The organism is Algivirga pacifica (assembly GCF_039543525.1).
Lineage (GTDB): Bacteria > Bacteroidota > Bacteroidia > Cytophagales > Flammeovirgaceae > Algivirga > Algivirga pacifica.
Window position 1 is genome coordinate 1 of record NZ_BAABJX010000026.1, and the last position, 20,940, is coordinate 20,940.

Below are 20,940 nucleotides of genomic sequence, written 5' to 3' on the forward strand. Positions count from 1 at the left end.
AAAATTTGCTTCAGCCCTTTTTATTTTGATGGGGTTTTAACCCTTGATTCGCATTTTTACCTATTACTTTTTACCTTTTACCTTTCCCAGTAATATCTTTGAAGAGTTGTGGTGTCTGTCCATACACTGGCAACGTACCATTCCACTTCTCTATAAACTGTTGTTGTATCAACAAAGGTGTCAAGGCTCTTTGCTTCTGCTCATAAGCATAACGCTCTGCATCTGCCTGTACCTTAAGCGCTTCCGCCTCTCCTCTGGCTTTGGCAATTTCCTTGGCAGCGTCAGCTTCTGCCTGTTTCAGCTCATTTTTCTTTTGCTCGGCAATTTGCTTCGCCTCAATCTTACGATCAATAGCCTGCTTGATCTTATCTGGCAAGCGCAGCTCATTCAGCAACACAATTTTCTCTATATTAAAGCCTTCTCTACCCAGATCGGCGGTAAATAAACTATCGGCACGGTAGATAAACTCATTCTTCTTCGTATAAATCTCCTCTGCCGAGTAGTAGTTTGCAGAACGGTTATACGCATCCCGAATGTAGTTTCTCAGGATAGTTCTGCTGATCTCCTCTAATGGTTTTCTATATTTTTTAAAGATAGAGACCGCTTGATCTTCCTTTACCCTATAGTTAATCGATACATCCATGGATACCACCAATCCATCATTGGTTGTTACTCGGATTTCATCATTATTCCTGCTCCCTTCCGTCATATCACGGGTAAAGATCGCATTCTGTACGAACAAAGGGGTCTGGTATATCTTAGTCGTCACCGGATTGTACCATACCGCCCCGGTTACTTCCCTTACATCATCCACCCCACGCTCACTTCCATACAAATTGACACGTATACCGGCATACCCTGCCTCAATACGTTGATAACAGGTCGCAAAAAGTGCGATAATCAATACCATAAAAGCCGCAGCAACTAAACCTAGTTTCTTCATTATCATCGTTTGTTTTTGGTTCGTAAATGTTATATAACTTACGTAGGATCTGAAGAAAAGTTTGCTTCGGCATGGTCTTCTATTGCAATGCTTCTACTTATGAAAGATAAACATAGACTTTACTGCTACCCTTCGTAACTTATAGGCAATTGCACCCTTCCGCTGTAGATTACATTAACTATCAGGGACAAGTGACCTTATCAATCGCCCAAACCCATTTACGGATTTAATCGCAGGGAAGTACTTCTGGAGCAAGGTCACATAGGGCGTGGAGTCAATGGCGCATGGTAATGGCGCAGGCTAAACTCATTAACGGACTTAATTTTCTTCTGGAGATATACTACCCGTGGTAATTCTTATTTAAATCCACAGTGATGTAGTTGATGTTGGAAGAAAGCAGTTCAAATATATTGACAGAAAAGTGTTATTTTTCTGCCCTGTTTTTTATGTGCCTTGGTGAAATGAGGTAGCTTTTTCGTTCTTTTTTTGGTGTTTTTGGGAGTTCATAGGGTGTCCGTGGGGTGGGAATATTACTTCTTTGAGTGCTGGAGCGGGTACTGGTTTTAAGTATACGTATAATGGGAAGGAGGAGCAGACGGAATTAGGATGGCTTGATTACGGGGCTAGGATGTATGACCCGAGTGTGGGAAGATGGTTTGGGGTGGATCCGTTGGCGGAAAATAGTATTGACCTTTCTCCTTATTCATACGCTATTAATAACCCTATAAGATTTCTTGACCCAGATGGGAAAGATTGGCTTTCATTCTTAGAGGAATTGAGAAAGGGAGCTGCGTCTAGTAAAAAATATCATGATGAAGCTCGTAAAGCTAATGAGACTTTACAAAGTATACTTAAATCTGGTGGATTAAATATTGATCAGATTGATGATTTAGCAAAAGAGTACGTTGACCACGTTTCCAGTGCCTTATCTCATGCTGAAGATGCTGCAGGACATTTCGCTAATGCTTATAATGAACTGGAACATGCAATTGAACAAACTGGAAGGTTAAGTGATACTTACAAGGATGTATTTAATGAATACCTAGGTGATTTTGGTAAAAATTGGTCTCCTAATACGATACCTAATAAAGTTGCAGGATTAAAAAGAGAACTGGAAGTCTTTCTTGAGCTACAGCAACAATACCCAAATGCAGATATACAATCAGAAAGAGATTTAAGGTATCAAAATGGCGTAAGGGCAAAGGACCCTATTAGTCCTCACAAAGGTAGGCGTGTTGACTTTGCTGTTTTTGAAAACTCTGGAGTTGTCGATATGGTAGAGGTTACTAGCTTAACTGCTGATAAAACTGATCAACAGAATAAAGAAGCTAGGATAAGAGCTAGTGGAGGACATTACATTCGTAAGAAAGGGCAAAAAAACACTCATAATGTTAAACATGTTCAAACAAGATTAATCCAAAAACCATAAATGGAAGATTTTATTATTGAAAAAGTAGGTTGGCTAACCACTATCCCTGGGAATGAAAGTATTGAAAATAAAATACGAGCAACTTTTCGTTCTCTAGTACTCTTTTTACAGAAGGAAAATCTAACGACCAGAAAAATATTAGATGAAAATGAGTTTGTTGATGATAACAAAGAGTTTAAGAAATCAGATTTAACAAATGAAGGGTTTATTTTACTTTCTAATTGTCTAAGTAAATGGCGTAAAAAAATTGACAAGGGAGGAGATTACAATGATCTAACAATTTTAGAGAAAGAGTTAAAAAGAATAAGGATACAAAATAATTAATTTTAGTCGCACACAGTATATCTGAATAGATAATATCAATGAAAGGCTAGCTACATTTACTAGCCTTCCATTTTCTATATAAGCATGTTGGTGTAAGGAGCACAGTCCTACAAAATCTTTTCAAGATAATACCAAATCCCATTCATGGGATAATTAATCTTAGCGGTGGGTTTTCAACCCATCGTCTGCGTAAGAATAGTTGTTGCGAGAGGAGTGAACCCTATTCATACGTAGACCGTGGGTTAGAAACCCACGGCTAATATATGTCACCCCTAAAGGGGTTGTATGCTACCTAAACCCTGAAAGGGTGACATCACATAGGGGCGGCGGGATTGATCCTGTCACTTTACGAAACACGGCTATTTTTTATTCGATCTATCAATCCATGACCAACCTCCACTTTTCACATATACCACCCGAGCGTGGACGCTCGGCGAAAGTGCCTTTGGGTCTTAGGCAGGAGCCTAAGACCAGTATCTGTGAGCAGTACCGTAAAGTCTCAACAGAGCGAAGCTCTACTCAACGGGCGCAAGCCCACTCAACCAGCCGCGCAAGCGGCCTCAACGATAGTTATGGTCTTTCCTGCCATTCTTACGTATATCGAGGATTAAATAGCGTACGGAACACTACGACCAGTGTCGTGTCTTCATCCAAACCTATTACCTATTCCTTTTTACCTATTACCTCAAATCGAATACTTATAGTCCATTTCCTTACCAACGTAAGGTTCTACTCATTCCATCAAGAAGAAAAATAAAGAATACAGTATACTTGTTAACACATGTAAACAATATGTAGCGCTCAAATGACCAACGTTTTGTGGTCATATGATGCATTTAACAATTAATTAGTATTCAACACCTTTCCGATTCATTCAATCATGAAAAGAACCTTTGACAACGACTACCTAACCCTAGAGGTAGATGAGCAGCATAAAATCCTTCACTACACTTGGAAACTTGCAAGTGAGGAACTGACAGAGGACACTTATTTGGTGGAAGCCAATCGAATATTAAACACTTTCTTGTCCAAAGGTTGTCGTCGAATTATTGGAGATGACACTAACTCCAGAGTGATTATCTCTCCAGAACTACAGCAAGAAGTCATTACTAATATTCTATCGATGGTTGAAGGGAAGTTAGAGAAGTTTGCCCATGTTGCCAGCGAAGATATTTTTGTCAACGTATCAGTCAAGCAAATGTTCGAAGACAATACCGCTTTGGGTGGAGACTTTGAGGAGCTGTATTTTGACTCAGTAGCTAAGGCTAAAAAATGGGTTTATGAAAACTGATAGCTCACGTGTAATTTGTAAGTTAGTTCAATAAAAAATGGCTTCTCTTTCCAGAGAAGCCATTTTTATACACAAGCTATAGAGTTTGCAAATTATGCAATAGCTACCAACTCGATGTCAAAGTTTAGATCCTTACCCGCCATTGGAGAGTTCGCATCCAATACAATCTCAGTATCGTTTAATTCCGTTACTACAGCAGGAATCGGCTGACCTGAAGGAGAGTTCAAAGCCAATTGATCACCAACCTGAGGGTTCATTCCTTCAGGAATTTGATCTACTGGAAACTTAACGATCAACTCCTCTCTTGCTGGACCATACGCCTCGTCACATGGGATGTGTACTTTTTTCTTCTCACCCACTGTCATTCCTTCAACAGCTGCATCGAATCCTTGGATCATCTGGCCTGCACCTACCTCAAACTCGATAGGCTCACCTCTGTCTACTGATGAATCAAATTTTTCACCGTCGTTAAGGGTTCCAACATAATGTACTTTTACCGTATCTCCTTTTTTAGCTACGCTCATTTGGATTGTGATTTTTCGAAATAAAATAAACATCACGGAAACTCCGCGAATGCCGTAAAGTTAAAAGGATTTAGACGAACGTCCAATTTATCCCTTAAAGAAGTCCTAATGCCAGATTATGACTTCATGAACATGTTCTACTTCTTAGCATAATTATCCTATCTTTGCTACTTACAAGACCAACCGTCTTTCTTTTAACCGTAATTTTCATCCGACATCCATGTACCGCAGTAGCACCCCTGAGCGAGAGCCTATTTATACTTTGCAGTTCTGGCTTCTTTGTTTCAGCTCTTTCCTGTTCTTCAGCAGTTTTAATATGATGATTCCGGAACTACCGGATTACCTCACTGCCTTAGGAGGTGAAGACTATAAAGGGTTAATTATTTCTTTATTCACTTTAACCGCTGGGCTTTCCAGGCCATTTAGTGGAAAACTCACCGACAAGGTCGGCCGTGTGCCCGTCATGATCTTTGGGGTGTTGGTGTGTTGTATTTGCTCCCTCTTGTATCCTGTAATTTCTTCTGTGGCTGGTTTTCTATTACTACGTTTCTTCCATGGATTTTCTACTGGCTTTAAACCAACCGGTACCTCTGCTTACCTTGCCGATATCGTTCCGGCTAACCGAAGAGGGGAAGCCATGGGCATTATGGGATTCTTTGGCAGTACGGGAATGGGTGCCGGCCCTATGATCGGTAGTTATATCACAGAACTCATGGGGATGGATGCCATGTTTATTGCTTCTTGTCTGTTTGCCTTATTCTCCATCTTGATTCTATTAGGAATGAAAGAGACCCTTCCAAATCCTGAAAAGATTCAGAAAAATCATTTTCTCATTCCTCCAAGAGAAGTGCTAGAGCCAACAGCCATGGTTCCCGGTATTATTCTAATGTTTTCCGTTGTCAGCTATGGCGTAATCCTAACCATCATTCCAGATCTCAGTAAGCAAGTAGGCATTGACAATAAAGGTACCTTCTTCCTCTACCTTACCCTTGCGTCATTACTTATTAGAATTGTGGCAGGTAAAGTGAGTGACCGCTATGGTCGTGTACTAATTCTAAGAATCTCTACCCTAGTGATAGCCATTGCTTTGGTAATGATCTGTTATGCCCATACCCCTGCCTTACTGCTGAGTGCAGCCGTCATCCTGGGAATAGGGGTAGGCATGAACTCTCCAACCATCACCGCATGGACTGTAGATCGAAGCCCTGAAAGATTTAGGGGACGATCCCTAGCTACCATGTATATCGCTTTGGAAGCCGGGATAGGTATGGGTGCCTTAGGTTCAGGATGGTTATATCACAATGACTCCTCCTCTATCACGCACCCTTTCTGGGCAGCAGCAATCTGTTGCTTTGCTGCGAGTATATACCTTATATTTGGCGTTGAAAAAGATATTAAAACTGTTGAATCGTTGAATCGTTGAATTTCACCTTCGGTGAGTTGATTCGAGTTGAATTGTTTGTCAAATTCAATCAACAATTCAACTCGAATCAACGAGCGAAGCTCAATTCAACGATTCAACGATTCAACCATCACAGCATGTATTTAAACTGGGAAGAGAGTATTCAGGAATTTGAGTTCCACATGCGTTTGGAACGAAACATGTCGGCCCATACCATTGAGAACTATGGAAGGGATCTACGAAAGTTGAGCGCATATCTAGCCATGGGAGAGCTATCTTATACTCCGGATACGCTTCCCACAACGATTGTAGAAGCATTTTTTAGGTATCTGAACGAGCAATTTCATTTATCTGCCCGTACCCAGGCCCGTATTGTATCTAGCCTAAAATCATTCTACCGATTTATCCATGATCATTACGACATTTCCCACAACCCAGTACAACTTCTAAGTAGCCCCCGCCTCCCCCAGAAACTTCCTGATATTCTTAGTCTGGAAGAAATCAATGAAATGATTGCTGCACTCCCTAAGGATACTGTTGAAGGTGTTAGAAACAGGGCTATTCTGGAAGTGCTCTATGCTTGTGGTTTGAGGGTATCTGAATTGATTAATCTTAAGATAGAGCAATTATACTTCGAGCTAGGATTTATCAAGGTCATTGGAAAGGGAGACAAAGAACGCTACGTTCCTATTGGAGAGAGTGCCATGAAAGCTTGCCTGAATTATCTGGATAACTATAGAGGTCTAGGAAAAATCAAGGACGATAGTAGTGCCTTTCTATTTCTCAACCGGAGAGGTGGAAGTCTTAGTCGAGTCATGATTTTTCATATTATCAAGAAACTCGCCTTACTGACAGGGATACAACGATCGGTCAGTCCACATACTTTTCGACATTCTTTTGCCACACACCTTGTCGAAGGAGGTGCCGACCTCAGGGCTGTTCAGGAAATGCTAGGACATGAGTCTATCCATACCACAGAAATCTATACGCATTTGGATACTAACTATCTCAAGCAGGTGATTCAGGAGTATCATCCTAGGCAATAATGTGTAGTTTAAGGAAGAAGGATGAAGGATAAAAAATCCTTCATCCTTCATCCTTTATCCTTTACCTTAAACGACCAACTTCAATCACGATAGAGGGGGATATCATTGGTTCTTCCAAAAATAAATTGGCTTGTAAGTCCAAACCTATCCCCAGAAACTTGGTAGGTAAATAACGAATTCCTGTTTGAAGAATAAAGCCTGCATCACTGTATGATTCTGACTTATAATCATAAGTTAAACCACCCAGTAAACCTGAAGAATTTTTTTCAATCACCTCCTCCGTATCTCTTTGCCCCCATCGATACCCCATACCTCCTTGAAACGCATAGCGCCATTTAGGGTGGATGAATTTATATTTTCCTAAATGCACTCCCACTAAGGTATAATCTCTATGAGGCCCAAAAATATTTAAGTTAAATCCTCCTTCCACTGAAAAACCATAGGTATACCCTTGTTTAAAATAATCTACCTTACCTCCGGCCAATACATAGCCATCCTCCAGTGTATATCCCGTTCCTCCTTTAGCACTCAAAGAAAAAAATGATTTCTCCTGAGTATGGGCATAATTAAGGATAGATAAAAATAGTATTGAAAAACTAATTACCTGTTTCATAAAAAAGTATTTGGGTTTGTTTTGTATTGAATTGGGTTCAAGAATATATTTCGTTTTTACACGCTATATTAGGCACTAAGAAAGGCTTTTTTTGATAAATCAATCACACTATTGAAAATAACATTTCACACAAGATTTAGAGCTTCTTTAGAACATAAAAAAATGAGTTATTCAGATAAAATTAATTATCGAATAACTCATTTTTTTAAATGTCTTTGTAAGCAGTCGGTGGTCTAGATATTTTTACGACTAATAAGGAATCAGGTTGAATACCAACGTTTCTACGTCTTCAGCATATTCTTCCCCACTCTCTAACATATCAATATCATTCTCTTCGTAGTACCAGTTCACGACTACTTTACCGTTGTAGCTGTCTAACTTTTCAAGGATTTCCAAAAATCTTCTGGATGAACTGGTATTGAAGTAAGACATCTTAAAGTTCATCGTAATGGTTCTGCCGTCTGTTTTCAGGTATTGGTTAATCCAATCAAACATTGGCTGAAAAAATTCCATTGTAAACTCGTGATAAGACTCGCCTTCAATCTCCAAAACACCTGTTTCCGAATTAAAGTCCACTCTCGGGATGTAGGTAGATCCCTCAATATAGAAGTTTTCCATAGTAGTTTTTATGTTAGTCTAATTCTTTGTTAATTTTCACATTCAAAATAAAAAAAGAGACCTCATCATCCACTTCCATTGTCTCTATTGAAATTGGATTTCCTGACTTCCTCACCATATCAATTAAGCCTAAGTTAGCTCCTGGCTTGTCTTCTCTTTGGGGCGCTTTTCTAACTTCACGATAAAACGCACGCAACTCCTCTGTAGGAAGTTTATTGATGTATTCCGCTCTCTCTACAATTGGAGGTAACTCTTCTTTTTTGATATAGTTGCCTGATGCTACAATGAAGTGGTCTTTTGATTCCCCAATGGTAATCACTCCAGTTCCTACCTCCTTCTTGTCTTTTTCACAAAAAGACTTTCGGGCAGAATAATGGTGAATATTCTGGGCCATCTCAATGACAATTGCAAACAGTCTTTTACGAATCACCTGACTGTCTGGAGAATCCAATAAGCTTTTTCCAATGAGAGACAATACTTCCTGTGTAAACATACCATTAAAAGCCAACTTAATATGTTGCCCTTCTAGTTGATGTTTGAATGTCTTTACACTGAAATGTTCTATATACTCTTTCTGTTGTAGCATTGTTCAACAATTTATAGCAAAGTGTGCAAGCTGATCCCTGTCAAAAAACTCCAACCATATCCACTCCTATTGGCAATAAGGCACATAAGTGTATACCTTATCTCCTCATACAGCAGGATATATTGATGAATAATTTTAAGGGTTCAATCTAAATATGCAATTTTGACAAAAAAACTCTTCTCGTATTTTAGTAACGATAAAAAGTATCCTTTATGGTTTTCAGCTCATTAAAATATGCAATTTTTTCGCTATAAAACCATAAAGCCTCATCCAAGATATTTAATTTCTTTTACATATACACAAAAAAATCTTATTTGTTGATAGATTTGAATTATTTTTGAGCATTGTTCTGATGAACAAATTCAAAAATCCCAAATAAACGTTTCCTTTTAAGGTAAGGAGACTTATGAACAAAGGAATAATTCTATCTCAGATCAATTATAAAAATCATTTATTATGTATAAGTATCTACTGACCATTCTTTCTTTCTTTATATTGACAGGTCTACAGCCTTCATATGCCCAAGGAAGAATGGATTTTGAAGAAAAGGAACATGACTTCGGAAACATCAAAGAAGAAGACGGCCCTACAGAGCATACCTTTACGTTTGTCAACAAAGGGAATCAACCCCTAACGATCCTAGATGTAAAGGCTTCTTGTGGATGTACCACCCCAAGTTGGAGTAATGAACCCATTGCTCCCGATGCTGAAGGCTTCATTACTGCTTCTTATAACCCGAAAGGACGCCCAGGTGTTTTCAATAAATCGATTTCTGTTAAAACCGACGGCCAACCACAGATGACAATCCTTAGGATTAAAGGAGAAGTTACGCCTCAACCAAAAGGGTTAAGAGACCTATATGGGATGGATTTGGGAAATATCCGAGTGAAAAGCAACCATATTTCCATGGGCAATGTCACCAAAGGACAGATTGAAACAGGTACCCTAACCTTATATAACGACAGTAAACAACCGATACAGCTTTTCCCAGGTAAAAGTACACTACCTGAGCATTTAACGATGCGTATCTCCAAAGAGGTGATTGCCCCTGCCGATACGGCAACTATCATTGTAGACTATAATAGTGCCGACAAAAACGATTGGGGGTTTGTCTTTGACTATATTCGATTAGCAACGAATGACCCTTTGGAAGCCGAAAAAAGAATCAATGTAAGTGCCAACATCAAAGAAGACTTCTCTTCTATCAGTGAAGGAGACCCTACCCCTACGCTTGTCTTCGAGACCGAAAAGCACAACTTTGGAAATATTTCTGCCAAAAGTAAGCAAGAATTTACGTTTAACTTAACAAACAAAGGGAATGACGTATTGATCCTGCACAAAGTAAAACCATCTTGTGGTTGTACAGCCTCTGATATCGGGAAAAAAGTCTTGCAACCTAATGAAAGCACTACCCTGAAAATCGTTTACACGGCACCTGCTTACTCAGGCCCTCAACGAAAAGCTATTACCATTATATCGAACGATCCAAAGAAGTCAGAAACTACCCTTTGGATTGAAGCAACGATAAATAATTAATAATGAAGAGTTAAGAATGAAGAATAACTATTGTTGTGTCATCACTATTCTTCATTCTTAACTCTTCATTTTTCATTAAAAAACGTTCGGATCTGCTCAGTCCTCTTCTTTCCAACTACCTTTATTAGCTCTTCTTCCGATGCATTCTTGATATGTTCTACTGACTTAAAATGTGTCAGAAGCTTCTGCACTGTTTTAGGACCTATTCCCTCTATTTCCTCCAATACACTATTGAGGCTGGAGTTACTTCTCTTTAATCGATGGAAGGTGATTCCAAAACGGTGTGCCTCATCCCTCAACTGCTGAATCAATTGCAATGCCCTGGATTTTTTACTGATATGTAACGGGTAAGGGTCCTCTGGAAAATAAATTTCCTCTAAACGTTTGGCAATCCCTATAATCGGAATTTCTCCATATAAGTCCAGATCTTTTAATGCCTTGACGGCAGAACTGAGCTGTCCCTTTCCTCCATCGATAATGATAAGTTGTGGCAAAGGTTGTTCTTCCTCTTGTAAACGACGGTAACGTCTATAGACCACCTCTGTCATAGAAGCGAAGTCATTAGGCCCTTCCACTGTTTTGATATTAAAATGGCGATAGTCCTTTTTCGAAGGTTTACCATCCTTGAACACGACACAAGCGGCCACAGGGTTAGTTCCTTGTATATTGGAATTGTCAAAACACTCAATATGTACCGGAAGCTCCTTTAAGTTCAGGTCTGCTTTTAATTGTAATAAAGTTTGATTCTGGCTTTTCTTCTGGGAAATCTCACCTCTGGTTGTCTCTCTTTCTTTGCGGTAATAGAAGGCGTTTTTTATCGCCAATTGCACCAGTTTTTTCATATCTCCAATCTGTGGAATTGCGAACTCCACTTCGGGGATAGACTCTTCAGGAATTGGACGATTTGCGATAATCTTTCGGGAAGCTGAACCGTATTTATCACGAAAGGCCAGGATAGCAAACAACAATAACTCTTCATCCGACTCATCCATCTTTTTCGTCAACTGTACAGACTCCGTATGTACAATACAGCCATCCACAATACGAATAAAGCTCACATAAGCGAAACGATCATCAGTGGTAATACCATACACTTCCAACTCTTTCACCGAAGGGGTGGTCACCAATGATTTAGCCTGATAAGTTTCCAGTAACTCCAATCGATACTTGTACTCAGCTGCTTTCTCAAAGGCAAGTGTTGCTGCAGCCTGCTCCATTTTACCTTTTAAATAAGCCTTTACATTCCCTAGTTTCCCTTTAAGAATATCAACAATCTGATCGACATCTTCCATATAACTCTCCTCTTGCTGTAGCCCTTCACACGGACCCAGACAGTTTTTGATATGGTACTCCAGACACACCTGATACTTGCCTTTGTCCACATTCTCTTTGGAAAGATTATAGGAGCAAGTCCTTATCTTGTACAATTTCTGAAACAAGTCCAGAAGGGTATTCATGGTACGGATGGAAGGATAAGGACCATAATAGCGATGTTTACGATCCTTGGTATTACGGGTAGAGAAGACCCTTGGAAAGCGTTCGTTCGTTACACAAATATATGGGTAGGTCTTGTCGTCCTTTAACAGGATATTATACTTGGGTTGATTTTCCTTGATTAGATTATTCTCTAATAACAAGGCGTCATACTCCGAATTAACCACCGTAAACTCAATGCGATCGATCTCACTTACAAGTTTCCGAGTCTTTCGGTTATGTTGCTTGGTATTGGTAAAATAGCTACTCACCCGCTTCCGCAACTCCTTGGCTTTTCCGATATAGATGATCGTTCCCTCCTGATTAAAATACTTATACACTCCCGGTTCCAATGGAAGTTGACGGATGGTCTTCTCCAAATTTTCCTGCATCTCAGACGACTATTTTATATTTACCAATGCATACTTCAGTAGGTAGTTACTGATACATACGCACAATATTATAAATAAAGGGAATTATTTTTGCACTGAAAAATGTATTTTTGCAAGATAAGACTATCAATTCTCTAGTCGATCATCACCTATTAAACGAATTACAACAAAGATGAATTACCAGGAAGATCAATTAACCAAAGCCTTTGAGCAATTGGTACAAGAACGCCGTTCTGTTCGTGTATATGATCAAGAAGAACCTTTTGACCACGACGCCGTACAGCGTAGCCTGGAAAAAGCCGTTCTTTCTCCCAACAGTTCCAATATGCAACTATGGGAATTCTACCGCATTAAAGATAATACTCTAAAAGATAAAATTGGTCAATACTGTATGCGCCAAAAAGCGGCAACCACTGCTCGTGAATTGGTCGTGGTAGTTGTACGTCCTGATCTATGGAAAAAGCGTCAACAGGCCAATGTTACTCAGATGGAAAAAGTAACGGCACATCTGGATGCTAAAGCCCGTAAGAGAGCGATGAGTTATTATACCAGCCTTATTCCAAAGCTTTACGGTAAAAATGACAAGCTGGGAATTTCCAGCTTTGTCAAAAGGATTATAGCCTCTTGGATTGGATGGAAAAAACCTATGGTAAGAGAAGTTGGACGTTCTGATGTAAGGGTTACGGTTCACAAAAGTGCAGCACTGGCTTCCATGACGTTTATGTATGCCATGAAAGCCGAGGGATACGATACTTGTCCTATGGAGGGCTTCGACAGCAAACGTGTCAAAAAAGTACTGGGACTCCCTTCTGCTGCTGAGATCTGTATGATTATCGGTTGTGGAAAAGGTGCAGAAGGAGGAGTGTATAGTGAGCGCTTCCGTATTGATAATGAAGAAGTGATCTTTACGAAATAATTAATGTTGAATCGTTGAATTTCAATACTTCGTATTGAGTTGAATTGAGCTTCGCTCGTTGATTCGAGTTGAACTGTTGTATGAAAACATATAACTATCAATCAACAGTTCAACTCGAATCAACGAGCGAAGCTTAATTCAACGAATCAACGATTCAACAAAGCTAGCTGGTAGTATGACGATTATTTAGTCAAGATTAGCTTTATACCTGCTAGCCCCTACTGGGATTTCTTGCGTACCATAATTTTTCTTACCAAAAACACGATCAGCAATAACCAAGGCGCGCCATGCATCAAGGTATCAAACCAGTCCATGGCTTGCATCCCGTGTGCTCCTCCTGCGATCCAACGTAACTTTCCCCAAATGTGAGGCTCTGGAAAAAATGGAGCCAATCCTAAGGTACAACATGCCATCAGGATTAGACGCCAATCATCAATAAATCTCATCTATCTATAATATTTTCTTGTGCTCTAATTTGTAATTATAATACCATCGCACTATTTGTTGTGTGTCAGTGGTTACATTTCCTTTGTTAACAACAAACTTTAGATGCCCTGAATAATTAACCGTTATACTACCCAACAGCTTTGTTGAACCGTTGAATCGTTGAATTGAGCTTCGCTCGTTGATTCGAGTTGAACTGTTGATTGATAGTTATATGTTTTCATACAACAGTTCAACTCGAATCAACGAGCGAAGCTCAATTCAACTCAATACGGAGTATTGAAATTCAACGATTCAACAAAGCGATTTCGTAGTGTCGTGGTTATTTATTCAACTTTGATATAGGGCATCTCAACAGGGAACTTACCGTTGGATGGTTTGCTCGAATGTCTCAAACTTTTCATCCAATTGCTTTATCAAGCGTTGCTTGTCTTGTTTTTCTAAAAACGAATAGCGTACACCATTGTAAACGATCGTCTTCACCTCTTGATAGGTAATATTTGGGCGATACTTAGTCAATAATAAATATTGCTCAATTAGGTTGGAACGTAAAACTCCTTCATCATCCGTAGAGATACATACGGGTACTCCTGCCTCTAAGTATGTATTCAAAGGATGGGTATCCGGACTTGTTTCCAAGATCACTTCATTGCTGTATAAGTTAATTTCTACTGCAATTCCATTCTCCTTCATCAAGGATAAAATATCTTCTTTATTCGTTTCTGATAGCAAATCTACGCCGTGTCCTATACGCTCCGCTTTTGCCAACGTCAATGCTTCCTCAATATGGAATGTCAGGTCTTCCGCTGTCACGGCTCCTTTCCCTTCAACCAGTTCTCCTGCATGTAGTGCTATATGTACATCGGGATATTGCTTTCTCAAAAAGTCAAACATCTTCATATGCAACGTATAGTTTTTCAATGCGCTGGGATTGTCTTCTGGCGCAACAAAGTTTACTCCCAACAAATTATCCGTTAGAGATGCTGCATGAAAGCCGAGTACCAACTGTCCAAATGTCAAGCTATGGTCATCAAATATTCTCAGGCCATACGTCTGGAACTTCAGTTCAATACCATGTTTATCCACTCTGGACCAGATAGCGTCCAAAGAATCCGCATTAGCCTGTGATAGTTCTTTCAAACCACTGGCCATCATTGTTTCATAGAGTTCCGCAATACGCTGTTCATCCGTATTGCTTTTTAGATTCTCCCAAGGATGATCCGCTGTCAATAATGCTAAGGAATCTTGAAGGTTCTTTACACGGATCATTGTCTCCAGGTACTGCACATTGTCCCGACTGTTCTTGGCACAAGTCTCCGACAACAGCTCTGCTTCTCGTCCAACAAAGGCTTCTCCAAACTTTAAGAAGGTCGCAAAGAACCAATCATGTCCATCTCGTCCATGTTGTTGATAGTTTCTTACTGACCAATGGTCAATTAAACTATCCTTCAATACTTGATTAGTCAATAATTCATTGATCTCAACCGTCTGCTCTCCACTCTCTTTTGCTGCAGTCTCATTAGGGTACAAAGTAAAGTTATCCTTACTAATCCACAGGCTATCCTTCAAGGCATATTTGATAAACTGCTCTGCATAAGGAGTACCACTGGCGTGATGATGTAAATCTCCTCCTTTAGGCATAGCGGTAAAGAATGCTTTTAGCTGTTCAGGTTTTTGCTTGAGTTGCTCAAAATGGATAGATACATCTTCTGAAATCGTGGGAACGGTAGACTGTTGTGTCTTACAGCCCAAGATCAATAAGGTTAATAAACTGATTAGTAGTTGTTGCTTCATCCTCTGTTCATACTTTGATTGAAATATAAAATTCCACAAAGAACTATAAACTTTTTGATATGTTTAAAAAAGATTCATTTTTAACATTTTTTAATATTTATAAAGAAATAAAGGCTATCTATATTTTCAATCGGTTGCATTCTCTGAAAGACGGCTAACTTGATTAAGGGCTACTTTTGCTTCATTTGTAAATCAAAAAAGTATCACTACTTTAGAAGTGTTAATCAAACGGTTAACAACACACTAACACCTACTTTTTCATCTAGAAAAAGTGATGACTCTCTAATGTGCTCTTTAAAAAAGGGCCTTGATCGTTAGAAAATCCTATCTTAATAAAAAATCAACCTTGAGGGATATATGCCCGCCCAGAATATGGACGGGTATATTTTTTTGTGCAAAAAATACGATGGGTAACCACAAGGGTCGTCCCTATCTTTTCACACCGAACGATTGGTGTGCTCCACTCGCTGATAATTTCCCCATTCGGAAACCGCATTGTTCCAATACCTCCTCTATGGTCTCTGCTTGTGTCTGCGCTACCACTTCCTTCAGAATCCACCCTGCCGCTAAAGAATCACTCTCAGCTTCGTGGTGATCCAAGGCAATACCAAAAGCCTGGGACACGGTAGATAGCTTATGGTTCTCCAAATGCGGAAACAATTTCTTGCTTAGACGCATAGTACAAACATACTGTAAGTTGGGATAAGGCAATCCATAATGATCCAGCGTACTTTTTAATACACTAATATCAAAGGATGCATTATGCGCTACAATCAAGCGATTCTCTAAAAACCCATGCAATACAGGCCAATAATCCTCAAAATTAGGTTTATCAACAACGTGTTCTGGTAGAATGCCGTGCACCTGTATATTCATATACTCAAAATGTGCCGGTGTGGGTACTATCAAATCCCCAGAACTATGAATGATTTCCCATTCCTTAAAATGTGCCAATCCTACCTGGCAAGCACTACTTCTATACCTGTTGGCCGTTTCAAAATCTAATGCTACAAACTCCATTTCCTTTGTTGTTGAATCGTTGAATTTCACCTTCGGTGAGTTGAATTGAGCTTCACTCGTTGAATCGAGTTGATCTGTTTAATGATGCTATAATGTTTCAGGTTAATCCTGCCGCTGTTTGAGGCATCATTCTAATGCTAATTATTTCCCCCCTATGTCTATTGTAAGGCATTTCTTGCTTTGAGGATATACTTAGACGTATCCAGTGGGCTGATTCCCTTGAATGGGCGCACCACTCCTAACGATTCCTCACAGGCCTCATACCCATGCAGTTTTGTACTCATCTTTGCTTTCCCTCCGGATTTTGAGCTAAGGGTTACAGGGTAATCCAAAGAGGTTGCAATAGGCACCTTACCTTCTAAGGTAAATTTGCCATCAGCCATCATTGGACTGCCGAAGCTCCCCCTCATTTGAATAATGTCACTACTTACTGTTCCCAGTAAATCTTCAGGCGCTGTAATCTTGAAAGCCAATATAGGTTCCAACAAAGTCGTTCCGATCTCATCCAATCCCTGCATAATTCCCATAGGAGTAGCCGTTACAAAGTTTCCGGCACGGGAGTGCATCACATGATCTTCTCCTTCTATCATAGTAATCTTGACATCCGTGACTTCCCATCCTTTTATTCCTTGTGATAAAGCCAACGGAATACTTCGTTGTACCTCCTGTTGATAGCGGTGCGCAACATCATTCACTCCTACTTTACTTTCATACTCTACACCTGCGCCTCTTTCCAAAGGCTCGATTAGGAATCGGCATACGGCCCAGCATGGTTTAGGCATGGTATAACGAACATAACCTTCCCCTATTGCTTCAGGAGTTTCTTTATAGATCACAATAGGGTCTTCAAAAGTAACCTGTAGCCCAAAGCGACTGAGTAATACTTTTTCCAAGATCTCTATCTGTATTTTCCCCATAATTTTCAGGTGCAACTCCCTTTCCTCCGCCAGCCACTCCAGCTCTAAAGCGGGATCTTCGGCAGCCAACTCGATCAAGGCCTCCGCCAAGGACTGTAGATCTTTCTCTTCTTTGGGCTTCACCTGTATGGTCAATAGAGGAGCCTGAAGAATCATATCATCGGGTTGTATTTCTGGAGTCTCTCCCAAGTAATCTCCTACTTGCGCAGCTGACAAACCATATAAGGCCACAATATCCCCTGCTTCCGCTTCTGTAATATCTGCCGTTTTTCCGGCATATACTTTACGTAACAGCGTCACTTTTTCCTCTACTTCCCTTTTTGAATTGGGTATAACATCCCTGTTCTTCACTGTGCCATTCAGTACCTTGACCAAAGCTGCTTTTCCTTGTACATCATGCTGTATTGCATAAACAAGGGCTGAAAAAGGCGCCTCTTTTTGTGCTAATGGAGAAGGTAAGTAACGTATGACTCCCTCCAATAACTCTTCTATACCTAAGGAAAGCTTGGCTGATCCTACAAAAACAGGAGCGAGCTTTGCTGCTACAACTTGTTGCTGAAGTGATTTTTCTAATGCCTCTTCTGTTATTGCCACCTCTTCGAGATATTGCTCCATTAACACTTCATCCTCTGTTGCTAAAGCCTCTATAAATATTTCTCCCCTCTCTGCCAATGCTATCGTAGCATCACTGCTTCCTTCCTGTTTTGCTATCTGCAACTCCACCACATTAGCTTTTAACTCTTCCTTTAATGCCTTAGTCACTGCTTCTACATCTGCTCCAGCCCGATCAATCTTATTAATCATAATAAGGGTAGGAATCTTTCGTTCCTGCAAAGCCTGCCAAAGTGTTTCCGTATGGGCCTGTACTCCTTCTACTGCCGAGACCAACAAAATAGCACCATCCAGTACACTTAATGACCTACCAACCTCTGCTGAAAAGTCCACGTGTCCGGGCGTATCAATTAGGTTTATCTGTACTCCTTTCCACTCCAATGCGGTACAAGCTGCCCTTACAGAAATCCCTCTTTCCTTTTCAATATCCAAAAAATCTGTTTGAGCGGTTCCCTGATCTACACTGCCGAGCTGCCTCAATGCACCTGTATGATATAAGAAGTTTTCCGTAAGTGTTGTTTTTCCAGCATCTACGTGAGCAAGAATCCCTATATTTCTGATTTGTTTCCCCATTCCTAAAAGTTGACCCTTGTTAAAAAGTTGAAGCACAAAAAAATGCATACTGGGTGAGAAGAAAAAATGATGGAGGAAGTTTTTGGAATTATGAGTTATGAGTTATCCTTAAAACAATAACTCATAACTCACCAAGCTATTCTATTATTTTCTGATAGTAAATAGGTTCGGCTTCACAATCAGCATAGCCCATCCCCAGTAATTGAACTTACCAGCATCCCCTCCTTTCAAGGTTTCCATATTCTCATCCGCAATCATGGTAGATACACCTCCTTGGAAATTAATCCATTCATTCAAGGTATACTTAGCTGTCAAATCAATCTCTATTCCTAGATAATGATCGATTTCCTGCCCTTGCTGTATCATATCAGCCCAACTACCAAAGAAATGTACGCGACCATAATAACTCGTTTTATCTACCTTAATATTGACCCCTCCATAATAATCTTGTAACCCTACATTATTGAAATGATTCCCTACATAAAAGTAGTCCATATATCCATTGAACTTGTGGTTTGTCCCATAAAAAGGAGAATAAGAATAGTTTTTATCTTCTGCACGTATCCCTTGTCCTCCTCCCAAAAGGCCAAATTCTGTATCAGTACCTGATAACCACTCAAACCCAGCGACAATCTTTAGATTATCGTCTACATTGATTCTACCTTCTGGTCGTAAGTTAAATGCCCTGATCTTTGTATTGGTAGCATCTTTTCCTCCCTGTAAATAGAAGTTGACGTCCAAATCGACAAGTCCCAACCTAAACTCTGAACGTATTCCGTAAGTTTGACTATAAACTGTTTCTAACTCGCTCCTGGATGGGTTTGCTGGAGCTATCTCCTGCCCATTATTGAAAAAGAGCACCATTAAATTGAAGAAGTCAAACTCTTGCTTGAAGCGAATAAATTGCATCGCCTTATAATTACTAACAGTATAAGGCTCCCTGAACAAGGTTTCACGATTAGTATGTACGGCGGCCCCTAATTGCAACAAAAAAGAACTCTTGTGCTGAAACATAATGGCATCATGCGCTCTGGCAGGCATAATCCAATCCACATTTCCCAAGAATCGACTATCATCAAAATTGAGTTCCTGCCTCCCTACACGAAGAAAACTATTACTATCCAAGTGCACTGCTGCCCAAGCTTCATGCAAAGCCAGATTAGCTCCAACAACACCCAACTGTGGGGTAGCCCCCCAGGTCCGTACGTCCTGAATAGCCATCTTGAAGTCCAGTCTTTCAGATTTGCTTTTATAGTAAGCAATCAAACGTGCTCTTTGAGAAATGAAGTTGGCTGCCGCATCGTTCTCATCCGCATCTGGACGTAACGTCCCCCATCCTCTTCGATGTTCGTAACGTGCCCTATAATCAGCATCCAAACGAAATTCCTGAGCAAATATGAGTAAAGGAAATAGTATTAATAATCCTCCTAGTAATAATTTTTTCATGGGTTTTAGTTGGTCTGTTTTTACAGTCAATATTGTAGTTAGTTTTTTTACATTTAATCTGAGTGCCCACAGGGCGACCCTTGTCTCTGGGGCGACCACAAGGGTCGCCCATCCTTCATCATCAAATCACATCCTTGGACTTCAAATCCTTAAAGATCTCATAGATCGCTCCAAGCATCGCCACGGCAAAACAAGGTTGAGCAACAAAAACAAATAAAAACATCAAATAGGGGTTAGGCCATATCATATAGGGAATAGCGATGGCCATTCCAACAATTACGAACAAACTTTCTATAAATATCTGTCTCATTTCTTGGTCAGTTCAGTATCAAATTTTTTAAGGTAAGAGCGGAGTGCTTCAGCATCTTTCACCGGAATTTTTAATTCCTCAAACTCTGGATGTCCGGGGGTACGACGAGAAGGTTCCGGATGTGCCCTACCGTGACAGTTCAAACAACTAATTGTAGGATTATCTCCTGTTATATTGGTAACCACAGGTGCATGTTCTTCTACCTCAGTGAAGGAACGATTGTTTTGATGACATCCTAGGCAATTCATGTAATTGAATTCTCCTCGGTAGCGAATAGGCTCTTCATAGGTTTCCGTCACATAGCGCATCAAATGTCGGTAACCATCCAACTTCGCCTTGAAGGTTCCTTGAAATCCATAATCCTTATGACAAGAATAACACTCTTGTTCCTCTGGTAGCCATCCATTACGGTAATGTCGGGCAGCCAATGTCATACTATGCTCTTCTTCTGTCCAACCCTTCATGTCATTGCCAATAGCCGCCATCACGTGGCAACTCATACATTCAGCCGACTTTTTCGTACTCTCAAAGACATGGTAATTGGCAAATAACAAAGTCGACGCAGGTACAATGATAATGGCAAATAATGCCAACCACTTGACCTTAGCGGTTAGACTGCCTCTATTTACATGTAGGCGATACAATAGTATGACCTCCAAAAGCACTAATGCAATAGCTATATAGACTAATACGGTTTCCATAGTTTATAACGTATAGTGGGTATCAAATTC

The 20,940-nt window shown here is 40.1% G+C and carries 20 protein-coding genes; 7 read left to right on the forward strand and 13 right to left on the reverse strand.

Features of this window, described 5'->3' with window-relative positions; genetic code table 11:
* Window positions 1–70: 70 nt before the first annotated feature.
* Window positions 71–943: an SPFH domain-containing protein gene (locus ABD985_RS08600; RefSeq protein ID WP_345370930.1), complete on the reverse strand. Its 873-nt coding sequence runs from the start codon at window positions 941–943 to the stop codon at window positions 71–73.
* 505 nt (window positions 944–1,448) lie between these two features.
* On the opposite strand from ABD985_RS08600, the gene ABD985_RS08605 reads away from it, so the two are divergent.
* The 3 genes from ABD985_RS08605 (at window position 1,449) to ABD985_RS08615 (ending at window position 3,987) form a co-directional block, all read left to right on the forward strand.
* Window positions 1,449–2,372 (forward strand): RHS repeat-associated core domain-containing protein, encoded by a 924-nt coding sequence (locus tag ABD985_RS08605; protein ID WP_345371097.1) that lies wholly within the window; start codon window positions 1,449–1,451, stop codon window positions 2,370–2,372.
* The gene (locus tag ABD985_RS08610; protein ID WP_345370931.1) at window positions 2,373–2,696 is read left to right on the forward strand and encodes a hypothetical protein; all 324 of its coding nucleotides are present in this window, start codon (window positions 2,373–2,375) and stop codon (window positions 2,694–2,696) included.
* Window positions 2,697–3,576: 880 nt separating this feature from the next.
* On the forward strand, window positions 3,577–3,987 hold the full coding sequence (locus ABD985_RS08615) for a hypothetical protein (protein ID WP_345370932.1): 411 nt from the start codon (window positions 3,577–3,579) through the stop codon (window positions 3,985–3,987).
* A gap of 92 nt (window positions 3,988–4,079) precedes the next feature.
* On the opposite strand, the gene ABD985_RS08620 is transcribed toward ABD985_RS08615, so the two are convergent.
* On the reverse strand, window positions 4,080–4,511 hold the full coding sequence (locus ABD985_RS08620; RefSeq protein ID WP_345370933.1) for an FKBP-type peptidyl-prolyl cis-trans isomerase: 432 nt from the start codon (window positions 4,509–4,511) through the stop codon (window positions 4,080–4,082).
* Between the two features lie 220 nt (window positions 4,512–4,731).
* On the opposite strand from ABD985_RS08620, the gene ABD985_RS08625 reads away from it, so the two are divergent.
* Both ABD985_RS08625 and xerA read left to right on the forward strand, forming a co-directional pair.
* A complete protein-coding gene (locus ABD985_RS08625) occupies window positions 4,732–5,934 on the forward strand; it encodes an MFS transporter (RefSeq protein WP_345370935.1) in 1,203 nt (400 codons plus the stop codon).
* Between the two features lie 116 nt (window positions 5,935–6,050).
* Complete coding sequence (xerA, locus tag ABD985_RS08630) at window positions 6,051–6,959, forward strand: site-specific tyrosine recombinase/integron integrase (RefSeq protein WP_345370937.1); 909 nt, start codon at window positions 6,051–6,053, stop codon at window positions 6,957–6,959.
* Window positions 6,960–7,020: 61 nt separating this feature from the next.
* Here the strand turns inward: xerA and ABD985_RS08635 are convergent, their stop codons facing one another.
* From ABD985_RS08635 to ABD985_RS08645, 3 genes are all read right to left on the reverse strand, one after another.
* The gene (locus ABD985_RS08635) at window positions 7,021–7,572 is read right to left on the reverse strand and encodes a hypothetical protein (protein WP_345370938.1); all 552 of its coding nucleotides are present in this window, start codon (window positions 7,570–7,572) and stop codon (window positions 7,021–7,023) included.
* A 249-nt stretch (window positions 7,573–7,821) separates the two neighbouring features.
* Complete coding sequence (locus ABD985_RS08640) at window positions 7,822–8,190, reverse strand: DUF1987 domain-containing protein (protein WP_345370940.1); 369 nt, start codon at window positions 8,188–8,190, stop codon at window positions 7,822–7,824.
* 13 nt (window positions 8,191–8,203) lie between these two features.
* Window positions 8,204–8,776, reverse strand: a complete 573-nt coding sequence (locus tag ABD985_RS08645) for a SiaB family protein kinase (RefSeq protein ID WP_345370942.1) — start codon at window positions 8,774–8,776, stop codon at window positions 8,204–8,206.
* A 456-nt stretch (window positions 8,777–9,232) separates the two neighbouring features.
* Here ABD985_RS08645 and ABD985_RS08650 point away from each other — a divergent pair, with 456 nt between their 5' ends.
* Entirely contained in the window at window positions 9,233–10,312 is a 1,080-nt protein-coding gene (locus ABD985_RS08650; RefSeq protein ID WP_345370944.1) for a DUF1573 domain-containing protein, read from the forward strand.
* Window positions 10,313–10,377: 65 nt separating this feature from the next.
* Here the strand turns inward: ABD985_RS08650 and uvrC are convergent, their stop codons facing one another.
* Window positions 10,378–12,177 (reverse strand): excinuclease ABC subunit UvrC, encoded by a 1,800-nt coding sequence (uvrC, locus tag ABD985_RS08655; protein ID WP_345370946.1) that lies wholly within the window; start codon window positions 12,175–12,177, stop codon window positions 10,378–10,380.
* A 172-nt stretch (window positions 12,178–12,349) separates the two neighbouring features.
* Here uvrC and ABD985_RS08660 point away from each other — a divergent pair, with 172 nt between their 5' ends.
* A complete protein-coding gene (locus ABD985_RS08660; RefSeq protein ID WP_345370948.1) occupies window positions 12,350–13,093 on the forward strand; it encodes a nitroreductase family protein in 744 nt (247 codons plus the stop codon).
* 218 nt (window positions 13,094–13,311) lie between these two features.
* On the opposite strand, the gene ABD985_RS08665 is transcribed toward ABD985_RS08660, so the two are convergent.
* The 7 genes from ABD985_RS08665 to ABD985_RS08695 all read right to left on the reverse strand — a co-directional run bounded on the left by ABD985_RS08665 (window position 13,312) and on the right by ABD985_RS08695 (window position 20,910).
* On the reverse strand, window positions 13,312–13,539 hold the full coding sequence (locus ABD985_RS08665; protein ID WP_345370950.1) for a hypothetical protein: 228 nt from the start codon (window positions 13,537–13,539) through the stop codon (window positions 13,312–13,314).
* 361 nt (window positions 13,540–13,900) lie between these two features.
* Window positions 13,901–15,331: a hypothetical protein gene (locus ABD985_RS08670; RefSeq protein WP_345370951.1), complete on the reverse strand. Its 1,431-nt coding sequence runs from the start codon at window positions 15,329–15,331 to the stop codon at window positions 13,901–13,903.
* Window positions 15,332–15,760: 429 nt separating this feature from the next.
* A complete protein-coding gene (locus ABD985_RS08675) occupies window positions 15,761–16,381 on the reverse strand; it encodes a 3'-5' exonuclease (protein ID WP_345370953.1) in 621 nt (206 codons plus the stop codon).
* Between the two features lie 128 nt (window positions 16,382–16,509).
* Window positions 16,510–18,453: a GTP-binding protein gene (locus tag ABD985_RS08680; RefSeq protein WP_345370955.1), complete on the reverse strand. Its 1,944-nt coding sequence runs from the start codon at window positions 18,451–18,453 to the stop codon at window positions 16,510–16,512.
* A 144-nt stretch (window positions 18,454–18,597) separates the two neighbouring features.
* Window positions 18,598–19,899 carry an alginate export family protein gene (locus ABD985_RS08685; protein ID WP_345370957.1) on the reverse strand — a complete coding sequence of 434 codons (1,302 nt, stop codon included), beginning with the start codon at window positions 19,897–19,899 and terminating at the stop codon, window positions 18,598–18,600.
* 121 nt (window positions 19,900–20,020) lie between these two features.
* Window positions 20,021–20,209, reverse strand: coding sequence for a hypothetical protein (locus tag ABD985_RS08690; protein ID WP_345370958.1), 189 nt, complete (start codon window positions 20,207–20,209; stop codon window positions 20,021–20,023).
* Window positions 20,206–20,910 (reverse strand): hypothetical protein, encoded by a 705-nt coding sequence (locus ABD985_RS08695; protein ID WP_345370959.1) that lies wholly within the window; start codon window positions 20,908–20,910, stop codon window positions 20,206–20,208. The genes ABD985_RS08690 and ABD985_RS08695 overlap by 4 nt, the downstream gene beginning before the upstream one ends.
* Between the last annotated feature and the right edge of the window lie 30 nt (window positions 20,911–20,940).